This window comes from Nostoc cycadae WK-1, from assembly GCF_002897135.1.
GTDB lineage: Bacteria > Cyanobacteriota > Cyanobacteriia > Cyanobacteriales > Nostocaceae > Nostoc_B.
The window spans coordinates 77,029-98,217 of record NZ_DF978426.1 but is presented as its reverse complement, the minus strand read 5'-3'; the positions used below and the strand labels follow the sequence as shown (position 1 = coordinate 98,217).

The following is a 21,189-nucleotide window of genomic DNA, read 5'->3' as shown; positions in this document are numbered from 1 at the left end:
GCTTGTTAATAGTACAAAGGGTTAAAAGAAATGACAATCTTGATAATTGATTAATTTTTTGCTGTAAATTTTACATATAATAATTTAATCCATTAATTCTGTTACAGATTCAGGTATTTGGTTAACATTAGCTTCAATAAACAAAATTAAGTTTTTATTCTGCAATTCCATATTTTTAATCCTGAATTTCATATCTTCCAACTGAATATAAGGTAAATTGGATAATTCTTGGAATCTCTGCATTAACGAGACCATCAAGTCTAGAGATACACCTTCTCCTTGAGTACAGGTAAAACTGTCAAAAATTATGGGGCGGGATAAAGTACGAGGACGAAGTTTAGCGCTAAAACCTAATAACCGACTGTGACCATTTTCTTGCAACTGAAATTTTCCTTCTAAAGCGATTTGACCAGTATCATGTAAGTAGATTTGCATTTGTTGTAAAGCAAATTTGACAATTTTTCCTTCTACATTTAACTGGAATTTCTGTACTAAATCACGAGAGAACTTAGAATTAAGAGCATTGTTAATATCAGCTTCTGCCAGGGTAATACGAGCAACTAGATTTACTGATTTATTCAGTTTAATTTGCCCAAAAATAGCACTAATAGGATTAATATCAATGTTATCAGTTTGCAGTTTGATTTCTTGAAGACGGATATTTTGTTTAGTTACTAATCCTTGTCCGGCAAATCTCAAGCCGTCTACTTGACCTTGAACTATTTTTAAAATATCTGTTTCTACATAAATATCAATTTGTTCTGCTGCTTCTAGCTGATTAGATATACTGTTTTCAGCGACTTGAGAGATGATTTGCTGATCTAGGCTGTGTTGGTCTGCCATGAATACATAGTTTTTTCATTTACTATCATTAGTTACTTTAAACTCTCAATATCTATTGATGAATCTATAGCATGGTATATATCTATCAACTGAAAAGTCGGAAGATAGATAAGGAGGAGATTTAAATTACTGATTTTATTGATTGTCAATATGTAGCAAGGCTCAACATTTTGTACTAGTTGCTTGATGGTGATCGCTACCCGGTAGACTATACTGAAAACTAATACTACAAAATACTTGACTAGAGAAATTATCTGGTGTTGGTAGCTTTGAATTGTGACGAAAATCATTAGTTTGTGTGCTGTCTGCCAAGCTAACTAGCAGCGAAAGGAATTTTAGATTTTAGATGAAAAACTAATCTAAAATCCAAAATTTAATTGCCTTGTCCGTAAAATTAATTTGTCATCATCCTATGGTGGTAGTTTCTAAACTGCGAGACTTGATTTGACGCTGACTTTTCACCACCATTTGAATAGGACGATTTGGCCCGGTGACTAAACCACGACGTTGGGGTTTAACTTCTGTGCTATCAACTAAATCTAATTCTTTCATGGTTAAAATTTTAGCGATCGCTAGTTTCATTTCCCATTGAGCAAAAGCTAAACCAATACAACGTCTTGCACCAGCCCCAAAGGGTATGTATTCGTATGGTGAAAACTGTTTTTCTAAAAAGCGTTCTGGTTTAAACTGTTTGGGTTGTGGGTAGATATCTTCCCGTTGGTGGGTTAAGTAAATTGAACCCATAACTGGTGTACCCGGTGGAAGTTCACAACCACTGACAGTAATAGGTGTTTTGACTCTTCTAGGAAAAGTTAGCATTCCCACTGGGTAAATGCGTAAAGTTTCTGAGCAAACAGCACTGAGATAGGGTAGCTTGTAAATTGTATTTGGGTCTGAATTATCCCCCAAACTATCCAGTTCTTGGATAAGTTTTTCCTTAACTTGGGGTAACTTATGAATCCAGTACATAGCCCAGGCTATAGCCGTGGCTGTGGTTTCGTGGCCTGCGACCAACAAAGTCATCAGTTCATCGCGTAACTCGACATCCGTCATTTGTTGACCTTGGGCATCTCTAGCATCCATCAATAAGCTGAGGATGTCTGTGCGTGATGAGTCTGGATGTTCTCGCCGTTCTTGGATTTCATCATAGATGAGTTTGTCGGCTTGTTGCTGGAGTTCCTGTCGTCTTCTCCAGATTTTAATCGGCCCAAAATCTCTTTGTAATGCCGGGAAATATAGTGAAACTACACGCCACACAGAACTGCCATTTTCTAAAAGTTCCTTTAATCGCTGTTGGAGTTGTTCGGCGCGGAGTCCTTCATCTAGACCAAACACAGCCTGCATAATTACCCGTAGAGTAATGTCTTGGCTGACCGTGCGAATATTCAAAGGCTGTCCCACTGGGTATTGGCTGATAACTTTGGCAGTAATCTCATTAATAATCTGGCTGTAGCCGCGCATTCTTTCGCCATGCAAAGGCGGCATGATTAATTGCCGTTGGCGTTGATGTTCTTCACCAGACAGAGTAATTACAGAATGCTTACCCAGTAAGCCTTCTGCTAAACTATTTAACTCCCCAGGGGCTTCTAATTCTTTGGTATCGTGACTCAAAATTTGCTGTAAATCCTGGGGGTGACTAACAAACACTATAGGAGGAAACTTTTTTTGCAGTTTAAGGGCAAAAACGTCACCATAGCGTTTCGTACACTCTTCCATGTAGGGCATAGGACGGAATACCCAATTCAGCAGTTGTAAAGCTGCTGGAATATTCGGGGTTTTTGGTAGCTGCATAAAAATAGGTTTAATGGATATCGTTATTTTTACTTAAATTAGAAGTTAATTGCTGAGTGTTGAGTCAAGACACCAATCTCTAGTTATTTAAACTACTTATCTTTAGCATCGTGAAACACTGATATTTCTTCACATCCTTAAAGATGTAAAATTTCTGTTAAATTCAACGGGCATCTACAGTTTCCGTTCATCCTCATAAGGTACTCAGCATGACAGCAATTACACCAAAGGCATCTTCCGCGCTTCCTGACTTTTGCGAAGGAATTCAATATTTTGGCGAAGCGTTACCAGATTTTGCCACTTATGGTGCTACACCTGCGATAGATTCAGATAAAGTAGCGATCGCATCTCCTACAGATACCGCAGCCGTATATCAAACTTTACTTGCTGCTGATGCCCTGCGTTATTTAACATTGCAAGTTACTGGTAGTAAAGCATCAGGACATCCAGGCGGGTTTGCCAGCCAAGCGGAAGCGTATGCAGCATTGGTCATGCTGGGTTACAAAAATATTATTACCGAAGTGGGACACCACGCCCCTGGATTTTATAGTGCCATGTTTTTGGATCGCTCCTTAGAAGACATGGGCATTTTTACAGTACAACAATTGCGCGATCGCTTCCGCGAAAAGCACGGACTTTTAGGACACCTCTCCGGTTACATTCCCGGCATTCTCGCACCAGCCGGGCCTTTGGGACAAGGGCAACACTTTGCAATGTCGGCTGCGCTGTTGCACCGAGACAAACTTTTCCCCTTCACCCTTGGTGATGGTGGACTGGGTGAACCATACATCATGAGTTCAATGGCACATTTCAACACCGCTTACCCCAGCGTCACCAACTTCTTACCCGTGCTGGTATGGAACGGTTACAGCCAAGAACATCACAGTATGGTTTCCCTCAAAACTAACGAACAGATGAAAGCATACTGGCAAGGTAACGGTTTTGCAGAAGTCATTCTTGTAGATGCTAAAGAATTTGACGACCAAAATCAACCAGGAGACTACGTTGATAGTACCGCCTTTTCCTTCCAGCAACGCCTTGCCTTTACCCAAGCCGTATTAGTAGCCGTAGATAAAGCCGCACGTTCCGCACTTAGCGGTAAACTCACAGTATTCATTATCAAACAACTCAAAGGTGCAGGCGTTCACGCCAGAGGTGCAAAATCTCATAACTTATATCCCAAAGACACTTTAGATGCACCGCACATTATTAGTGCATTGCAAGGACGCGCCTTATCACAAGCAGCTTGGCAAACAGTCAGAACCAACGCCGAACGCGCTGGTGGTGGCCCAGCTGCCAAAACTGTAGTGACAGAATTTGAATTACCATTACCAGATTTAGGCGAATTGCCATTAGAAGAATATGCAGTTGGTGGCGAACCCAAAGTTTCGACAACCGCAATGGGAAGATTAGTTGGTATCGTCGGACAAAAGGATAAAAATTTCCTTGTCACCAACGCCGATGGTAACGAAGCATCAGGAATTGGCAACATCAACCAAGCATTAAAAATTATTCACCCCACAACCGACGACTTATATAATCAAGCACCAAACGGACAAGTTTATGAACCATTAAGTGAAGATGCTTGTGCAGGTTTAGCAGTTGGTTTATCACTCATGGGTGCGAGAAGTTTGTGGTGTTCTTACGAATCTTTTGCCATCAACGGTTTACCAATTTGGCAAACAGTCACCCAAGCAATGGCAGAATTACGCCGTCAAACTCCCTCAACAATTACCTTATTTACAGCTGGTGCATTAGAACAAGGTCGTAACGGTTGGACACACCAACGTCCCGAAATTGAAGCTTACTTTGCATCGATGATGCGAAATGGAAATGTATTTCCTGTATTCCCACCTGATGCTAATAGTATCCAAGCTTGTTATGACTGGGCATTGCAAACAAAAAATAAAGGAATTGTGATTACTGCGAGTAAGTCACCCTTGCCAATTCGCACAACATTAAAACAAACTCAACAAGGTTTAGAAGATGGTGCAATATTATTAAATGAAATTGCTGGCGATAAGCAAGTTGTATTTGCAGTTATAGGCGATATGACATTAATTCCTGTCTTTGAAGCAGCAGCTTTCTTAGAAAATGAAGGTATCGGTGTCAAGATAGTTTCTGTTATTAATCCTCGCCGTTTATATCGTCCTAATGATGTTGCTTGGGATACTTGTTCTGAAGCCGATGGTGGTTTTATTGATGATGCAAAATTCGCTGAATTATTTGGTGGTGATGCGTTAATTGGTGTAACTGGTGGTGCTGCGGCAATGCTAGAACCAATTATGTTAAGAAGCAACAGCAAACGCGATACTTTTGCCTGGAAACGTGGCGAAACTACAGCTAGTGCTGGAGAGTTAATGGCGTTTAATGGTTTGACTGCTGAGGCGTTGACGAAACGGGCTATTGAGTTAGTACATTAGGATTTAATCGCAATGGTGGGTTATAGTGAAATGTAAGTATATTTGTTAATATCATTTCACAAGTAGCACCTAACCCACCTTGCTTTTATAAATGTTTAAAATCATCCATTTGGTTTTCAAATTGTGCGAAACATTTATTAGAAGAATTTGTTCCTAAAATACATTTCCAATAAAGATACTAAAAAATAGTGGCGATCGCCATCAGCTTCTTGTAAATCATCACACTCATAATTTTTACAGCAATTATAAAAAAATACGAGCATACGACGGTAGTTTATAATCAAAATAAAGTCATAAACATTATTTAACTATGACTCTCCAAACCTTAGATAAAAATATCACAATTCTAGAACAGCGATTTCTCCTACCTGGACATTACACCTGGGAAGAACTGGAGAAAATAGAAACCTTAACCGCAGATGCAGCAGGTTTGCGGATAACTTATCTTGATGGGTGCATTGAATTTATGACGCTTGGTGAACAGCACGAAATGATTAAAAGCGTGATTGGGATATTATTAGCATTATACTTTTTTGAAAAAGGTATAAACTTTATCCCAGTGGGTAGCGCCACGCGTCGCGCCAAAGAAAAAAGTGCTTCCTTTGAACCCGATGAATCGTACTATATAGGAGAGAAAAAAGAAAATCCAGATTTAGCGATTGAAGTTAATATCACCAGTGGCAGTATTGACAAACTAGAAAAATACAAACGGTTTAATATTCCTGAAGTTTGGTTCTGGGACAATAATCAATTTTATCTATATCGTCTAAAAAATGATAATTATGAGCAAATTCAACAAAGCGAATTATTCCCAGATTTAGATATACAATTATTAACTAGTTGTGTTTTAATGCCTTCGATTATTGATGCTAGAAAACAATTTATGCAGGGAATTAAAAAATAGCTATAACTTGGATAGTACGAACCCTATACAATAGACTGATTTTAAGTCAAAATTATTTAAAGAATATGCGTGACCAAATATCAACAATATCTACCATCTTGTCGGCGCTTATACCCTTAACTTGTTTTTTAGCACTAGGAATTGTTACTCTGGCTATTACATCTTTTAGAGATTCAAATTGTTTCTTCTTCCGTGCTTTTTCAACACTTTCAGCCACTTGAACAGCTTTTTTATCTGTAAATCCAGCCGTTCTTAATCTTAAAGTGAGTTCCAGTAGATTTAAACTATTAAATGCTTCTAATGGTGTAATCTGCTTGGGTATTTGAGTTTCAAGTGACTTTATGTATTCATAAAATTTTTGTCTTTCTTGCCTTTCTTGTGCTAACTCTACCCTTAAGTCATTAATTTGCTTTTCTATTAAACTCAATTCATGTTTTCCCAAACTTGATTCAGATTGATTGGTTTCTTTTAATACCTTATTCTCTATATTCTTAGAATATTTAAATTCTTTAAAAGCAGATACTTGCTTAAATATTGTATCTTCATTCTTCGGTGAAATGACAAAAGCATTCACCATTTCACCCTTCCGGGGATTTTTTTCCTTTGCTTTTACAGCAGCATAGTACTCAAAATGCCCATCAATAACTGTATAAGTTTCTGCATCTGTTGGTTTTAAAACTAATGGTCTTATAATTCCTCCACTTTCTATAATCATATCTGCTAAGTTGTCGATATCAGCCTCAGCAAAATTTGAACGCGGAATATTGGAATTAATGTCTTTCACATCTACAAGATAAAACTTCATCATTAATTAATCCCCATTTTTTGTAAAACTTCATCTGCCAAAATTTCAAACTCCATAGCAGATTGTTGAGCATTAGATTTAACTTCTGCATATTTAATAACAGACTTAGGATCAGGATATTCTAATTCTCCAACTGTTATTGTCTGATTCATACACTCTGACAACACTGTTCTATCATAAATTACTGCTTCCATCAGAGGTAGATTATAGCGTTCTAATATTACTTCTCTTTGCTTTGGAAATGTGTATTGTAAAAATTTAGCATTTGTTGAAATTTTAGAAGCAACAATACCCATTATATTGATAGGTAATTTACCTATATCATCTCTATATTCATTAACTTGCTTAATAAAATTTCTTACTGTCGGTAAACCTTGGTTGGCAAATGGTTTTAAATCGGACGGAATGATTAAGTAATCAGCTGCAATCAAGGCAACCTCAGCATAATAATCTCTTGAAGGAGGTGTATCAATAATCACAATATCATAGTTGCTTTCTACCATATTCAGTTTTTTTACTAACCTACGTCTAGTAGCAGCAATTTTATTTAGTGTATCTTGGTACTCAATCAAAGTTATATGAGAAGGTATTACATCAATCTCAGGATTATTAAAGTATTGAGACTGACGAACAATATCTGGAATATAATTAAATTCTCCTGATTCTATTAAATGGTATACATTTTTATCTTTTAAATCATCATCTTCTTCAAATTGAAATTTAATTAGCCCTGTAGCAAAAGTAGTATTTGCCTGAGAATCGATATCAATTAAAAGAACCCTTTTACCTTTTTTACTTAATGCTGCTGCAAGGTTGACAGCAACTGTTGTTTTTCCAACACCGCCTTTATTATGGTATATTGCAATAGTTTTCATAGAATTTTTCCCCTGATCTGGTAAATTTAATTCTTTTTCAGAGTTATGAATTGTTGCACTATCTGTTAATTGGTTTTTGTTGAGGCTATCTCTACCAATTAAATCTTTAATTTCTCCTAGCTTTGTCTCTACATCCTTCCCATAACAAGAGAAAACCAACTTAATATCATCACCTGATTTTTCATAAATTCTAATCTCTTTGCCATTAGTCAACAAACCATATCTCACATTCAAGCTGGTTAAATAATGCCTGAGTCTGAGAAAGTGATTATTTAAGTTTTGCTTAGGATGCTTTGCCTCCATCACCACACTCAATGGTGAATTAGCATCTATGACAAAGGGTAAGACTTGTGCTGCAAATGCTAGAAAATCTAATCGTATGCTACCAACTGCGACTTCTTGATGCCAGGTATCGGGGGTATATCCTAACTGTGGTAGCAAATATTGAACGATGAGTTTACTTTCAACTTCGCTTTCGTTACGACACAACTCAGGATTAAAAGGCAAATTATTTACCTCTATAGAGTTTAGTTTATGGAAAAACACTTAATATTTGTTTGATTTTGTCACAAGATTACTTATAAAATTTGTGTATCAATATTTTTTAAGTATTTGTAAAAAAAAGAAATATATTTGATTGAGAAAATAATACTGTATTCAAGGCTCAGATTCCCGACTTTTTAAAGAAGTGGCGGATCTATTTGTTCACGAAAGATATATGACTGCTATAATCTAACAGCGTTTATTTTTGATTTGCCACAAATATTAAATTTAACGAAAGTTTTAGTTATTCAGGATGGGTGTACGCTACCTAGATGGGAATGCGTCATCAGAGGAATTAACCAATGGGATATGTAATTGCTACTGCAAATATGAAAGGCGGTGTCGGGAAAACTACTCTCACCGTCAACTTAGCTACTTGTTTGGCGAAAAATTACGGTAAAAAGGTACTAGTATTAGACTTAGACACCCAAATTAGCGCGACACTTAGTCTAATGTCCCCTTTAGATTTTGCCAAGCGTCGCAAACAAAGACTGACATTTAGATATCTCATCGACGATGTTATCAATCCAGATCCCAACAGTAAGGTAACAATTAACGATATTATTCAACCCCAAATTTGTGGACTTTCTGAACTGAGTTTATTACCGGGAGATATCGACTTATATGATGAGTTTGTTGTGTCAGAAATGCTGCATAAGCAAACGGTTGCGTTTGGTGAACAAAACTTTGAAACAGTTTGGAACCGTTTTGAACGGGTTTTGATTAATAACATTTTAAAACCAGTGCGCGAGCAATATGATTTTATTCTTTTAGATTGTGCGCCTGGTTATAATCTTTTGACTCGTAGCGCCTTAGCTGCGAGTGATTTTTACATTCTCCCCGCCAAGCCAGAACCTTTATCTGTGGTGGGAATTCAACTTTTAGAAAGACGCATTGGCCAGCTAAAAGACAGCCACGAACAAGAAGCGAAAATAAATATCAAAATGTTGGGAATTGTCTTTAGTATGTGCAATACTAATTTGCTTACTGGCAGATATTACAAACAAGTTATGCACCGGGTTGTCGAAGATTTTGGTGTAGAACAAATTTGTAAGGCGCAAATTCCTGTTGATATTAATGTGGCTAAAGCTGTAGATAGTTTTATGCCTGCGGTATTGAATGCACCTCAATCTGCTGGTTCTAAAGCATTTTTGCAGTTAACTCAAGAGTTGTTACAAAAGTTGTAATCATCATTTGTAGAGACGTTGTATACAACGTTTCTACAGATTTATTTTTGCAATAAATCACTTTAACCTCTGTTATGCTTCTGGATAATTTCACTTATTTACTACTTGCTTAATTCGGAGAATTATACAATGGGTATAGCTGAACAAAATACCCGACTTCTTAAAGAATCGGGTATTGGAAAATATGGATTTTTGCAACTCAAATAGGAATGTTCAATAGTTTTCCTGCTAAATTCTGAATTGTGTGTTCTCAATACTTTAATTACTGCTTACACAATACCTGGCGCATTTTCCGCATATTTGCAGGTAATTCAAAATTCATTGCTTGTTGAATAAAAATTGAAGGGATGGGGATATTAGGTGTAGCTTGCACATTATAAGCAAGCAATGTACCATTACCAAAATCTTTTAAATCTACGCAGGCAGTAAAGTCATCAAAAGTGCCTTTTTCCATCCGAAAGTGGATTTGTTGTCCAATCACTTCAACAACATTGAGGTAAATTTCCACTTGAGCAGTAAAAAATAAAAAAGCCTTTTGTGCTGCTTGATACAGGCGCTTAACTTCGCCTCTCTGGACAACTTCGCTTTTGGTAATGTCAGGAAAATAGTGTACCCAACGAGGGTAATCTGTGAGTTGCTGCCATACCTGCGATCGCATCATTGGTACATACATCCATGCAGTAACTGCACCACCCCACGCCGTATGCGATCGCGCTTCTACTAAAATTTCGCCCTGTATTAATAATCTTCGCTTGTCATCGCTCCAAGCCATATCTAAACCTGCAATAATTGGGTCGGAAATATGAGACGCAGCCATACTAATTCACTCACTCCTCACTTTGCCACACTTCCAGCGTTGATGCTCATCAACTGTCGATTTAACTTTAGATCAACTCACTCAAATTTTAGTTCCACTTCCCAAACACTGTTTTCCGGAACTAATCTCATTTCTGGTCATTATTCTGGGAAATCACTGATAAATTCGTATTGATGATTACAGTTAATCAAATCTATATTTAAGCAGCTTTAACAATAGCACCACTTTTAATATAGAAGTGTAATAAATTTTGAATCAAAGGCGCATTCCATGAATCAATCTTCTCTAAATCGTCGGCTAACCCAGGCTTTTGGTATGCTACTAGGCATTGGTATCACCATTTGGATTCTCAGAGGCCTTGGTATTCTTACATTTCTACCTGGAGGAATTATTTGGCTATTTGTCTTAGGTGCGATCGCTATGGGAATTATTAGTTTTGCTCAAAGGACATGGTGGCGTTTCTAATCTATATAACAAAATTGTGTAATATTACGTAAATAAGATTGTTAAAGTTGCCATAAATCTAACTTGTGTAAACTTTTAAATCTTAGTAATTATGGTCATAAAAGCCATATATCTTGTTTTCTCTTGAGTGTACAACTGTGCTAATTGTAGTTTGACACTCAAACATGCTCCAGAAATCATTGAAATTAAGCGATAAAACAATGGAAACTTACGAATGCACTGTTTGCGGCTACGTGTATGATCCAGAAGTCGGTGATCCTGAAGGTGGAATTGCGCCAGGAACACCATTTGAAGATATTCCTGAAGATTGGGTGTGTCCAGTTTGCGGCGCGACAAAAGATCAATTTGAACCAGCAGAAGTTTAATGTAGGAAGTACTAAATAAGTCAAAAGTCAAAAGGTAAAATCTTTTACTTTTCCTTTTTGCCTTTTAACTTCTTACTTGACCATTGACCAATCAACGAGATTTTTTAAAATTGCAACCGTTAACAATTGTAGTTATTGGGGGTGGGGCTGCGGGATTTTTTGGTGCGATCGCCTGTGCTAATGCTAACCCTTACGCCCGTGTTATTTTGCTCGAAGCCAGCCGTCAACCACTAGCCAAAGTCAGAATTTCTGGTGGTGGTCGCTGTAATGTGACTCATGCTTGTTTTGAAGCAGCAGCCTTAGTGGCGAATTACCCCAGAGGTGGAAAAGCTTTGCGGGGTGCTTTTAGTCGCTTCCAAGCTAAAGATACGATATCTTGGTTTGCCAACCAGGGAGTACCCCTGAAAAAAGAAGCTGATGGCCGGATGTTTCCTGTTACAGACAGTTCAGAAACCATCGTGCAATGTTTGATGAATGCTGCTGAAGAAACGCAAGTAGAACTGCGGACTGGGAAACAAGTTGTTTCAGTTAAACAGCTACCCAGCAATGAATTTGCAATCAATTTAAAGTCAGGTGAAACTTTAAAATGCGATCGCTTACTCTTAGCCACTGGTAGCAACCCCATAGGCTATAAAATCGCCAAAGAGTTCGGCCATCAAATTGAACCGCCAGTCCCTTCACTGTTTACCTTTAACATTGTTGACCCAAATTTGCGAGCCTTAAGCGGTGTAAGTATGAATCCAGTGCGCTTGCGGCTGTCTGTTCCCGAACAACCTGCTTTAGAACAAATAGGGCCTTTACTAATTACTCACTGGGGTGTGAGTGGCCCGGCTGTGCTGAAGCTTTCGGCTTGGGGTGCAAGAATGCTGCATAACAACCGTTATCAAGCCACTTTATCAATTAACTGGCTACCAGATTTACAACAAGAACAAGTACGAGAAAAACTTTTAGCCGTTAAAAATGAATGGGGTAAAAAAGCGATCGCCTTACATCGTGGAGTTGATCTACCTCATCGTCTTTGGCAATACTTTATCACCCGCATCGGTATTAGTGCGGAAGACCGTTGGGCTGAAATATCCAACAAAACCCTAAATCAGATAGTGCAAGAAATTTCTCAGGGAAAATACTTAATTAATGGCAAAGGAGCTTTCAAAGAAGAGTTCGTCACTTGTGGTGGTATTTGCCTCAAAGAAGTAAACTTTAAGACAATGGAAAGTAAAATAATTACTGGTCTTTACTTTGCTGGAGAGATTTTAGATATTGATGGTATTACGGGTGGTTTTAACTTCCAAAGTGCTTGGACAACTGCTTATTTAGCGGGTTTAGCAATTGCAGAAAATTAATAAAAAATACAGGATTCAAAAAATTCGTCTACAGAAGTACTGTATATTTTTTTCTACTATAAAGAGAAAGCAATATTAACTCAGTAAAAAATAATTTAATGTAAAAAACAATACTATCTTTCAGGCATTTCTCTCATTGTCACTCTATATTTACAACAGTCACCCTAGAGTAGGCGATTTTTCGTGTATTTTTTGTTAAAGGGTGTATGTCAAACTACCAATCTACTCTGTCGGAAATTACATTACAGGGCAGTCAGTATATGCTGCACGGCTTTCCTGTATTAGGAATTCCCGATCAAGAACGTGCAGTTAAATACTTCAGTCTTAACCCATTTCTCCCAGATGCCCGGAATCGTTGTCCGGTTGAATGTGCTTATTGTGTCTGCCATCAAGACAGTGAATGGCATCATCATCCAGAAAACTTTGAGAAAAATTCTACTCCATCAGACCTGCTTGATCGTTTATTAGACCGCATTTTTGCCACTCCAGAAGGACAAAAAGGCTTTCCTATTTCCTTATGCGACTATTCCGATCCCTTCATTCCAGCCCATCGGGAAAGGGTACTGTCAATCCTCAATGCACTGATTGACCGTCAAGCAGCCAACATGGTCTATATCACAACAAAAGTCCATCCTGGTCAAGCATTTCTCGAACGTCTCAAAACTACCTTAGCTCAACCAAACTCATTACGAGTTACAGTCTTTGTGAGTCTCCCGCCCTTGAAACCAGGGTATGAACAAGCTTCCATTCCAGGACGAGTTAAGCTGCTACAAGATTTAGTTAACCTTGGGATTCCTTGTTGCTGGTATCTTCGCCCCCTAGTTGAACAGTGGTTTGATCAAGCTTTAATGTGGCAATTGACACGCTCACTTCTACCCTACGTTGCCCATCATGTTATTTTGTCTGGAATTGTTATGTCTGAAGAAATTGAAGAGAGTTTATTAAAACAGGGATTAACTGTACCGCAATGGGATCGGACACAACCAGGACGCAAACAACTTTTATCAGTAAAATTTGAGTCTCAACTGCGTTCTATTCTCAGCACAGTTGCTAGTGAGCAAAATATTTCCCTTGGCCCAGTCATGGGACACCGACTTTGCGGTACTAATGGCAATCATGCTTACGGCTGTTTAATCTGTGCTAAACAAGAGCGTTATTGTCAACTATTTCAACTACATCATTACGGTGAGGCGATCGCCGCCGAAGATAATCAAAAACTCAAAATTCTACTGCGACAGAATCTCCAAACCAAAGTACCATCAGCAGAAGAATGCCATTGAAGAAGAATTCTGAATTTAAAATCAATCAGTGGCGGGTCTGAATCCGCCACTTTCTTGTTGATCAATAGTTCCTTTATGGTACAAGCCCTCAAATTTATCTGTGGCATCAATCCAAACTCCAAAATCTCAAATCCAAAATTATTTGACTCCTGAATTCTGGGTTGATAAAGAGGGAAAATAATGTTGCCTTTGACGAATTCTCCATCAACTTAAAAAATGAAATTTAGCGAAATCATCAGCCAATTCGGGGACATTTCCACTAATAACAGCCTAACAACTAACCCAGACCAAGACATAGAAATCACTGGGGTAGCTGCTATTGATGAAGCCACAACTGGGACTATCAGTTATGTAGAAGGCGGAAAATTTACATCTTTAATTGGTCAGACAGGCGCAAGTGCTTTGATTTTGCCAGAAGATCAAACCTTACACACCCAAGCACAAGAACGGGGGATTGCTTGGATAAGCACACGGGAACCAAAACTTTTATTTGCCAAAGTTCTGACTCTGTTTTATCAACCCTATCGCCCCAATCCCGAAATTCATCCGACTGCTGTCATTCATCCCACCGCCAAAATTGGCAGTGATGTTTACATTGGCCCTCATGCAGTGGTGCAAGAAAGAGTAGAAATTGGCAATCAAGCAGTGATTCATCCCAATGTAGTAATTTATCCCGATGTGAAAATTGGCGATCGCACTACCTTACACGCTAACTGTACAATTCACGAACGCAGTCAAATTGGTGCAAATTGCGTAGTTCACAGTGGCGCTGTCATCGGTGCAGAAGGTTTTGGCTTCGTACCTACCCGGACTGGTTGGTTCAAAATGGAACAATCTGGCTACACAGTCTTAGAAGATGGCGTAGAAATTGGCTGTAACACGGCTGTTGACCGTCCAGCAGTTGGAGAGACACGCATTGGACGCGATACCAAAATTGACAACTTAGTACAGATTGGTCATGGTAGCCAAATTGGGATGGGTTGTGCGATCGCCGGTCAAGCTGGGATGGCTGGCGGTGTCAAAGTTGGTAATCGCGTAATTCTGGCGGGTCAAGTAGGAATTGCCAATCAAGTCAAAATTGGTGATGGAGCGATCGCCTCTGCCCAAACTGGCATTCACAGTGATATCGCTCCCAAAGAAATTGTTTCCGGTACTCCAGCTATGCCCCACAAAATCTATCTCAAAGTCAGTGCGATTACTAGTCGTCTCCCAGATATGTATCAAGCATTCAAACGCTGGCAACGCCAATAAAATCAAAAGTGAAAAATAAAAAGGTAAAACATTTTTTACTTTTACCTTTTTATTTTTGCCTTTTTACTTTTGATGTTTATATTCCCAATTTTTCTAACACTGGTTTTGTCGAAACAATATGCCTATCTAAACCAAGCTCTTGAGGACTAATACCCAGCGCTAAAGCAATCAACTGCGGTAAATGTAGCACTGGTAAACCTAGCTTCTGCCCAATTACTTTTTCGACTTCTGGTTGACGAGAATCTAAGTTTAAATGGCATAAAGGACAAGGCGTAACTAGACAATCTGCACCATTGGCTAAAGCTTCTTGAATGTGCATTCCAGCCATTTTAAATGATTCGGTAGTGGCGTAACTTGCCAACGGCCAGCCACAACATTGGGTGCGCCCACGATAATAAATTGGTGTTGCATCCACAGCCCGAAAGACATTTTCCATTGCTTCAGGTTGGAAAGGGTCATCTAATAGCATGGTCTTTTGACCGCGCAGCAGATAGCAACCGTAAAAAGCTGCACACTTTAAATTTGTTAACTTACGAGTAACGCGACGCGTAATTTCTGCCAAGCCATAATCTTTGACCAAAGCATAAAGCAGATGTTGAACTTCTGTACTGCCCTGATAAGGCGAACAGTTCTCCTTTTTCAGCAAGCCATTAACTTGGTCAATGTAAGTTGGATTGCTATTTTGGCATTCTTTTAGGCGTTCATTAACATGACCAATCACACCTTGACAAGTGCTGCAATGAGTGAGTAACGGTAAATTTAATGATTCGGCTAGGGCAATATTTCTGGCGTTAACAGTATCTTCCAGCAATTGAGAATCTTCTTTAAATGTGCCAGAACCACAGCAAGCAGCTTTTTTCAGTTCAATCAATTCAATACCCAACGCTTGGCTGAGAGCTTGAGTTGATTGGTGAAGTTCTCGACAAGCACCTTGGGCAACACAGCCAGGAAAGTAAGCGTATTTCAGCGTTTGAGAAACCATAAAATTAAGGGGGGAGAGGGCAGAAGGCAGTATTTAATACTATTGACCATTGACCATTGACTATTGACTACTCACTCAGAATTTATTTGGACATTAGCCAAAAAAATAGTAACAATTAATAAGTAGAAGCATTTATACAGTGTATGCGATCGCTGAAATTGCCTGACTACTCTGTCTGAACCTAGGGGGCTAGGGAGCAGGTTTTCTAGAAGAAAACACCTCGGTAGTATACGGGCGATCGCGCTTTCCGATAAGATGTATATGCTCAAAAACCATGTCACTCATCAAGAGCGGCTAATAGCAACTGGTCAAGGAATTTTATTGTATGAGCCAAAACGAAACTTTTGAAAAGGTCAAGAAAAGCGTCGCTGATCAACTAAGTGTTGACGAAGAAAAGATTACTGCCCAATCTAATTTTATCGATGATCTAGGTGCTGATTCCCTGGATCTCGTCGAGCTAGTTATGGCTTTTGAAGAAGAATTCGAGATTGAAATTCCTGATGAAGCCGCCGAGAAAATTTTGACAGTCCAAGATGCGGTTGACTATATTGACAAGCAAGTTGCCGCATCCGCCTAAGAAAGTGCCGAGTCACCGAAGTTCAGATCGGCGGTAGCCGCCGCTCCGACTTCTCGCTGAATAGTAAGTGCTGAGTAGTCAAGAATTGTTTTCCTAACTGTCTAACTTAGTCTTCCTACTTAAAAACTCAGCACGGGCTGAACGCCCCGCTACCGCTAACAGCACTCAGCACTTGAATTTGCAGCTTTCTCGCTACCTTTAACTGAGTCATGACAGATTATATACGTAAACGCGTTGTTGTCACTGGTGTTGGCGCGATTACACCTATTGGCAACACACCAGCTGAATATTGGCAGGGATTGATCAGCGGTCGCAATGGCATTGACTACATCACACATTTTGATGCGTCCAGCCATGATTGTCGCATTGCTGGTGAAGTGAAAAACTTCGATCCACACAATTATCTAGAGCGCAAAGAAGTTAAGCGCATGGATCGGTTTTCACAATTTGGGGTTTCAGCAGCAAAGCAAGCACTAGCTGATGCAAATTTGGTCATTAATGAGCTAAATGCCGAACAGGTAGGGGTAATTATTGGTTCGGGGATTGGTGGTATTAAGGTATTAGAAGACCAGCAAACAATTTACCTCAACCGTGGCCCCGATCGCTGTAGTCCCTTTATGATTCCGATGATGATTGCCAACATGGCAGCTGGACTCACAGCAATTCACACTGGTGCTAAAGGGCCAAACAACTGCACTGTGACGGCTTGCGCCGCAGGTTCCAACGCCATCGGCGATGCTTTTCGCCTGATTCAAGGAGGATATGCCCAAGCAATGATTTGCGGTGGTTGTGAAGCAGCAATTACACCTTTATCTGTAGCTGGATTTGCCGCTTGTAAAGCCCTTTCTTTCCGCAATGATGATCCGGCTCATGCTTGCCGTCCCTTTGACCGCGATCGCGATGGATTTGTCATGGGTGAAGGTGCGGGAGTTTTAATTCTCGAAGAACTGCAACACGCTCTCAGTCGTGGCGCACGCATTTATGGGGAAATGGTTGGTTATGCCATGACCTGTGATGCTTACCACATAACATCCCCAGTTCCCGGCGGAGAAGGCGCAGCTAGAGCCATTCAACTAGCACTAAAAGATGCAGGTGTTACCCCAGAACAAGTTACCTACATCAATGCTCATGGTACTAGTACCCCAGCCAACGACTCCAACGAAACCTCCGCAATCAAAACAGCCTTGGGCGACCATGCTTATAAAATAGCAGTTAGCTCCACTAAATCAATGACAGGTCACTTGTTGGGTGGTTCTGGTGGCATTGAAGCTGTAGCAACTGTATTGGCGATCGCTAACGAGCAAATTCCCCCAACCATCAATCTCGAAAATCCTGATGTTGAGTGTGACTTGGATTATGTTCCTCACACCAGCCGCCCCCAAACAATTGAAGTGGCTCTATCTAATTCTTTTGGCTTTGGTGGTCATAATGTCACCCTAGTCTTTAAAAAGTACTAAGTGCTGAAGTCAATGCTCAAAAAGCAGAAGTCTAAGAATAAGATTTCATACTTCATACTTCACACTTCATACTTTTCCTCAGATGCGCCAGACAAAAGTATCATAGATATCATTCCCAGCTGAACCAAGGGTTCAGCATGACCAATATTCTCAGCTTGATTAATTACCATAAACTCAGGAGATCCCGCTTGTCCATCGCCAATCGGGAATGGGATGATGAGGATACTGTAGGGGGAATACCAATCAGTCATCAGTTTAAGAGCAGTAGTAAATTCTATCTTGATAACTGTGACCTGTGAACTGTTAAAACAACCCCGGTAAATGAGAAGCTCGTAGAGTGCTAACCCGTCGTTAAAAACAATCTTATTATGGCTGTTGCAACCCAATCCCTCGAAGAACTGTGTATTAACTCAATCCGCTTCTTGGCTGTCGACGCTATAGAAAAGGCAAAATCGGGACACCCAGGGCTGCCGATGGGCGCTGCTCCAATGGCATTTGTGCTATGGGATCGCTTTATGCGGTATAACCCCAAAAATCCCAAGTGGTTCAACCGCGATCGCTTTGTCTTGTCTGCTGGTCATGGTTCTATGTTGCAGTATGCGCTGCTCTACCTGACAGGCTACGACAGTGTAAGCATCGAAGATATCAAGCAATTTCGTCAGTGGGAATCTAAAACCCCTGGACACCCGGAAAACTTCATGACCGCTGGGGTAGAAGTTACCACCGGGCCTTTAGGACAAGGTATTGCCAATGCAGTCGGTTTAGCCATAGCAGAAGCTCATTTAGCAGCTAAGTTCAACAAACCCGATGCCAAAATTGTCGACCATTATACTTATGTGATTTTAGGTGATGGTTGCAACATGGAAGGTGTTTCTGGTGAAGCAGCTTCTTTTGCTGGACACTTGGGATTAGGTAAACTAATTGCTTTATATGACGACAACCACATCTCCATTGATGGTTCTACAGATGTGGCATTCACAGAAGATGTTTCTAAGCGTTTTGAAGCTTACGGTTGGCACGTTCTCCATGTCAAAGATGGCAACACCGATTTAGAAGCCATCCATAAAGCTATTGAAGAAGCAAAAGCTGTCACCGACAAACCATCGATGATTAAGGTGACAACAACTATTGGTTATGGTTCTCCCAATAAAGCCAACACTGCTGGAATTCACGGTGCTGCTTTGGGTGGAGATGAAGTAGCATTGACCCGCAAAAATTTGGGTTGGGAACAAGAGCCATTCGTGGTTCCTCAAGACGTTCTCAACCATACCCGCAAGGCAGTAGAACGCGGTGCAGGCTACGAAGCTGACTGGAACAAGGCATTTGCTGACTACAAAGCTAAGTATCCTCAAGAAGCTGCTGAATTTGAGCGTTACCTCAGCGGCAAACTGGCTGACGGTTGGGATAAGGTACTCCCCACCTACACCCCCGAAGACAAAGGACTACCCACCCGCAAGCACTCAGAAACCTGCCTCAACAAGATAGCTGCGGTTTTGCCTGAACTCATTGGTGGTTCAGCTGACTTAACTCACTCTAACTTGACTGAAATCAAAGGCAAGGGCGACTTCCAAAAAGGACACTACCAAAACCCCAACATCCACTTTGGTGTACGGGAACACGCAATGGGCGCAATCTGTAACGGTATTGCCTTGCATGGTTCGGGATTAATTCCCTACGGTGCTACCTTCCTCATCTTCACAGATTACATGCGGGCTGCCATCCGCTTATCTGCCCTGTCTCAAGCTGGGTCGATTTGGGTAATGACTCACGACTCAATCGGTCAAGGTGAAGACGGCCCCACCCACCAACCAATCGAAACTTTGGCTTCCCTACGGGCTATTCCTAATTTGACAGTGATTCGTCCTGCCGATGGTAACGAAACCTCTGGTGCTTATAAAGTAGCGGTTGAAAGATCAAAACAAAATGATCCTACTTTATTGGCATTCACTCGGCAAAACGTCCCCAACTTGGCAGGTACATCAATTGAGGGTGTTACTAAAGGTGGATACACTGTTGTAGATTCTGAGGGTACACCAGAGCTAATTATCATTGGTACTGGTTCAGAATTAAGCCTCGCTGTCACTGCTGCGGAGAAACTTGCAGCCGAAGGTAAGAAGGTGCGTGTAGTCTCCTTACCTGCTTGGGATTTATTTGAAGCGCAAGATGCAGCTTACAAAGAATCTGTTTTACCTAAAGCTGTTACCAAGCGTTTAGCTGTGGAAGCAGCTTCTAGCTTCGGTTGGCACAAGTATATTGGTACTGAAGGCGATACTGTAACTATTGATCGCTTTGGCGCTTCGGCTCCTGGTGGCGTTTGTTTAGAGAAGTTTGGCTTTAGTGTTGATAATGTATTAGCTAAGGCTAAACAACTGTTGGGTTAATCGCAACAGCCAACATATTCTCTGAATTTGCTAGGGTGGGTAAATTGCCTGCCCTTTTTTTGTTTTTTATATGACTTACGCATAAAAACGAAAAATCCAGCTTGGGGAGAGGGTGAAGCGACAATGCAACCCAACATTTGCTGTTCAAACAATAAAAGTTTGAGTTCTGAAGGCGAAGTTTCAGCCTTTTTGCTTGAACGTTGAGGTTCAGAGGGTGAATGTTGAGCCTTTTTACTCGAACGTTGAGGTTCAGAAGGTAAACGTTGAGCCTTTTTGCTTGAACGTTGAAGTTCAGAGGGTAAACGTTGAGCCTTTTTGCTCGAACATTGAGGTTCAGAGGGTGAATGTTGAGCCTTTGAGGTGGAAGTGTCAGGAAATTTTCTGCGTTGGGCGTTGTGGGAGGTTAAATTTTCTCACGCAGAGGCGCAAAGGCGCGGAGAGGAAGGCGAGATTTTTTGACTTTTTTCACAACGGTTTTGCGAAAATTGCTGAGTCCGGCATGATTTACATCATAGCCAAACCTATAAGCTTGTAAGTTGACTGTGAAAAAATTACTTAGTGCAATTAATGCTGCGGGTATGTGTCTTGTACCTTGGATGGTAGCAGGTGCGATGACAACAGGGTTAGTTTTAAGTATGCCAGTCACAGGCATAGCGCAACAGCAAACCCCCACATATTCAGCAGAGAAACAAGCAGCTTTAAAGGAAGCGGAGGAACTGACTCAACAAGTAATAAAGTTATACCAAGAAGGTCAATACAGCACAGCCATACCTTTAGCAGAAAGCGCTCTGGCTATTACAGAGAAAGTGCTAGGTCAAGAACATCCCTCAGTCGCCACTAGCTTGAATATTTTGGCTCTACTGTATCGGGAACAGGGAAATTATCAACAAGCCGAACCTT

General features: G+C 40.3%; 19 protein-coding genes. 12 read left to right on the top strand and 7 right to left on the bottom strand.

The window, feature by feature from the left end; translation table 11 throughout:
• Window positions 1-84 precede the first annotated feature (84 nt).
• Both NCWK1_RS10090 and NCWK1_RS10085 read right to left on the bottom strand, forming a co-directional pair.
• Window positions 85-843, bottom strand: coding sequence for an LmeA family phospholipid-binding protein (locus NCWK1_RS10090; RefSeq protein WP_103124618.1), 759 nt, complete (start codon window positions 841-843; stop codon window positions 85-87).
• A 405-nt stretch (window positions 844-1,248) separates the two neighbouring features.
• Entirely contained in the window at window positions 1,249-2,634 is a 1,386-nt protein-coding gene (locus NCWK1_RS10085; protein WP_103124617.1) for a cytochrome P450, read from the bottom strand.
• A gap of 209 nt (window positions 2,635-2,843) precedes the next feature.
• Between NCWK1_RS10085 and NCWK1_RS10080 the strand changes: the two genes are divergently transcribed.
• Both NCWK1_RS10080 and NCWK1_RS10075 read left to right on the top strand, forming a co-directional pair.
• Window positions 2,844-5,057 (top strand): phosphoketolase family protein, encoded by a 2,214-nt coding sequence (locus tag NCWK1_RS10080; RefSeq protein ID WP_103124616.1) that lies wholly within the window; start codon window positions 2,844-2,846, stop codon window positions 5,055-5,057.
• Window positions 5,058-5,367: 310 nt separating this feature from the next.
• Window positions 5,368-5,961 carry a Uma2 family endonuclease gene (locus tag NCWK1_RS10075; RefSeq protein WP_103124615.1) on the top strand — a complete coding sequence of 198 codons (594 nt, stop codon included), beginning with the start codon at window positions 5,368-5,370 and terminating at the stop codon, window positions 5,959-5,961.
• Between the two features lie 52 nt (window positions 5,962-6,013).
• On the opposite strand, the gene NCWK1_RS10070 is transcribed toward NCWK1_RS10075, so the two are convergent.
• Together NCWK1_RS10070 and NCWK1_RS10065 are read right to left on the bottom strand one after the other, a co-directional pair.
• Window positions 6,014-6,769, bottom strand: coding sequence for a ParB N-terminal domain-containing protein (locus NCWK1_RS10070; protein ID WP_103124614.1), 756 nt, complete (start codon window positions 6,767-6,769; stop codon window positions 6,014-6,016).
• A complete protein-coding gene (locus NCWK1_RS10065) occupies window positions 6,769-8,148 on the bottom strand; it encodes an AAA family ATPase (protein ID WP_103124613.1) in 1,380 nt (459 codons plus the stop codon). Before NCWK1_RS10065 ends, NCWK1_RS10070 begins: the two co-directional genes overlap by 1 nt.
• 338 nt (window positions 8,149-8,486) lie before the next feature.
• Here NCWK1_RS10065 and NCWK1_RS10060 point away from each other — a divergent pair, with 338 nt between their 5' ends.
• Window positions 8,487-9,371 carry a ParA family protein gene (locus tag NCWK1_RS10060; RefSeq protein ID WP_103124612.1) on the top strand — a complete coding sequence of 295 codons (885 nt, stop codon included), beginning with the start codon at window positions 8,487-8,489 and terminating at the stop codon, window positions 9,369-9,371.
• Window positions 9,372-9,633: 262 nt separating this feature from the next.
• Here NCWK1_RS10060 and NCWK1_RS10055 read toward each other — a convergent pair whose 3' ends face one another.
• Window positions 9,634-10,188, bottom strand: coding sequence for an SRPBCC family protein (locus tag NCWK1_RS10055; protein WP_096575234.1), 555 nt, complete (start codon window positions 10,186-10,188; stop codon window positions 9,634-9,636).
• Between the two features lie 270 nt (window positions 10,189-10,458).
• On the opposite strand from NCWK1_RS10055, the gene NCWK1_RS10050 reads away from it, so the two are divergent.
• The 5 genes from NCWK1_RS10050 to lpxD all read left to right on the top strand — a co-directional run bounded on the left by NCWK1_RS10050 (window position 10,459) and on the right by lpxD (window position 14,892).
• Window positions 10,459-10,653 carry a hypothetical protein gene (locus tag NCWK1_RS10050; protein WP_096575232.1) on the top strand — a complete coding sequence of 65 codons (195 nt, stop codon included), beginning with the start codon at window positions 10,459-10,461 and terminating at the stop codon, window positions 10,651-10,653.
• A 200-nt stretch (window positions 10,654-10,853) separates the two neighbouring features.
• Window positions 10,854-11,018, top strand: coding sequence for a rubredoxin (rd, locus tag NCWK1_RS10045; protein ID WP_096575230.1), 165 nt, complete (start codon window positions 10,854-10,856; stop codon window positions 11,016-11,018).
• A 110-nt stretch (window positions 11,019-11,128) separates the two neighbouring features.
• Complete coding sequence (locus tag NCWK1_RS10040) at window positions 11,129-12,361, top strand: BaiN/RdsA family NAD(P)/FAD-dependent oxidoreductase (RefSeq protein WP_103124757.1); 1,233 nt, start codon at window positions 11,129-11,131, stop codon at window positions 12,359-12,361.
• A 206-nt stretch (window positions 12,362-12,567) separates the two neighbouring features.
• On the top strand, window positions 12,568-13,641 hold the full coding sequence (locus tag NCWK1_RS10035) for a hypothetical protein (protein WP_103124611.1): 1,074 nt from the start codon (window positions 12,568-12,570) through the stop codon (window positions 13,639-13,641).
• A gap of 216 nt (window positions 13,642-13,857) precedes the next feature.
• On the top strand, window positions 13,858-14,892 hold the full coding sequence (gene lpxD / locus NCWK1_RS10030; RefSeq protein WP_096575226.1) for a UDP-3-O-(3-hydroxymyristoyl)glucosamine N-acyltransferase: 1,035 nt from the start codon (window positions 13,858-13,860) through the stop codon (window positions 14,890-14,892).
• Window positions 14,893-14,968: 76 nt separating this feature from the next.
• On the opposite strand, the gene NCWK1_RS10025 is transcribed toward lpxD, so the two are convergent.
• Window positions 14,969-15,874 carry a CoB--CoM heterodisulfide reductase iron-sulfur subunit B family protein gene (locus NCWK1_RS10025; RefSeq protein ID WP_103124610.1) on the bottom strand — a complete coding sequence of 302 codons (906 nt, stop codon included), beginning with the start codon at window positions 15,872-15,874 and terminating at the stop codon, window positions 14,969-14,971.
• A gap of 325 nt (window positions 15,875-16,199) precedes the next feature.
• Here NCWK1_RS10025 and NCWK1_RS10020 point away from each other — a divergent pair, with 325 nt between their 5' ends.
• Both NCWK1_RS10020 and fabF read left to right on the top strand, forming a co-directional pair.
• Complete coding sequence (locus tag NCWK1_RS10020; protein ID WP_096575222.1) at window positions 16,200-16,451, top strand: acyl carrier protein; 252 nt, start codon at window positions 16,200-16,202, stop codon at window positions 16,449-16,451.
• A 209-nt stretch (window positions 16,452-16,660) separates the two neighbouring features.
• Window positions 16,661-17,908: a beta-ketoacyl-ACP synthase II gene (gene fabF, locus NCWK1_RS10015; RefSeq protein ID WP_096575220.1), complete on the top strand. Its 1,248-nt coding sequence runs from the start codon at window positions 16,661-16,663 to the stop codon at window positions 17,906-17,908.
• A gap of 59 nt (window positions 17,909-17,967) precedes the next feature.
• Here fabF and NCWK1_RS10010 read toward each other — a convergent pair whose 3' ends face one another.
• Window positions 17,968-18,159 carry a hypothetical protein gene (locus NCWK1_RS10010; protein WP_096575218.1) on the bottom strand — a complete coding sequence of 64 codons (192 nt, stop codon included), beginning with the start codon at window positions 18,157-18,159 and terminating at the stop codon, window positions 17,968-17,970.
• A 117-nt stretch (window positions 18,160-18,276) separates the two neighbouring features.
• On the opposite strand from NCWK1_RS10010, the gene tkt reads away from it, so the two are divergent.
• Window positions 18,277-20,289, top strand: a complete 2,013-nt coding sequence (gene tkt / locus NCWK1_RS10005; RefSeq protein WP_096575216.1) for a transketolase — start codon at window positions 18,277-18,279, stop codon at window positions 20,287-20,289.
• A gap of 542 nt (window positions 20,290-20,831) precedes the next feature.
• A partial coding sequence (locus NCWK1_RS09995) for a tetratricopeptide repeat protein (protein WP_146033976.1) occupies window positions 20,832-21,189 on the top strand: 358 nt, incomplete at its 3' end.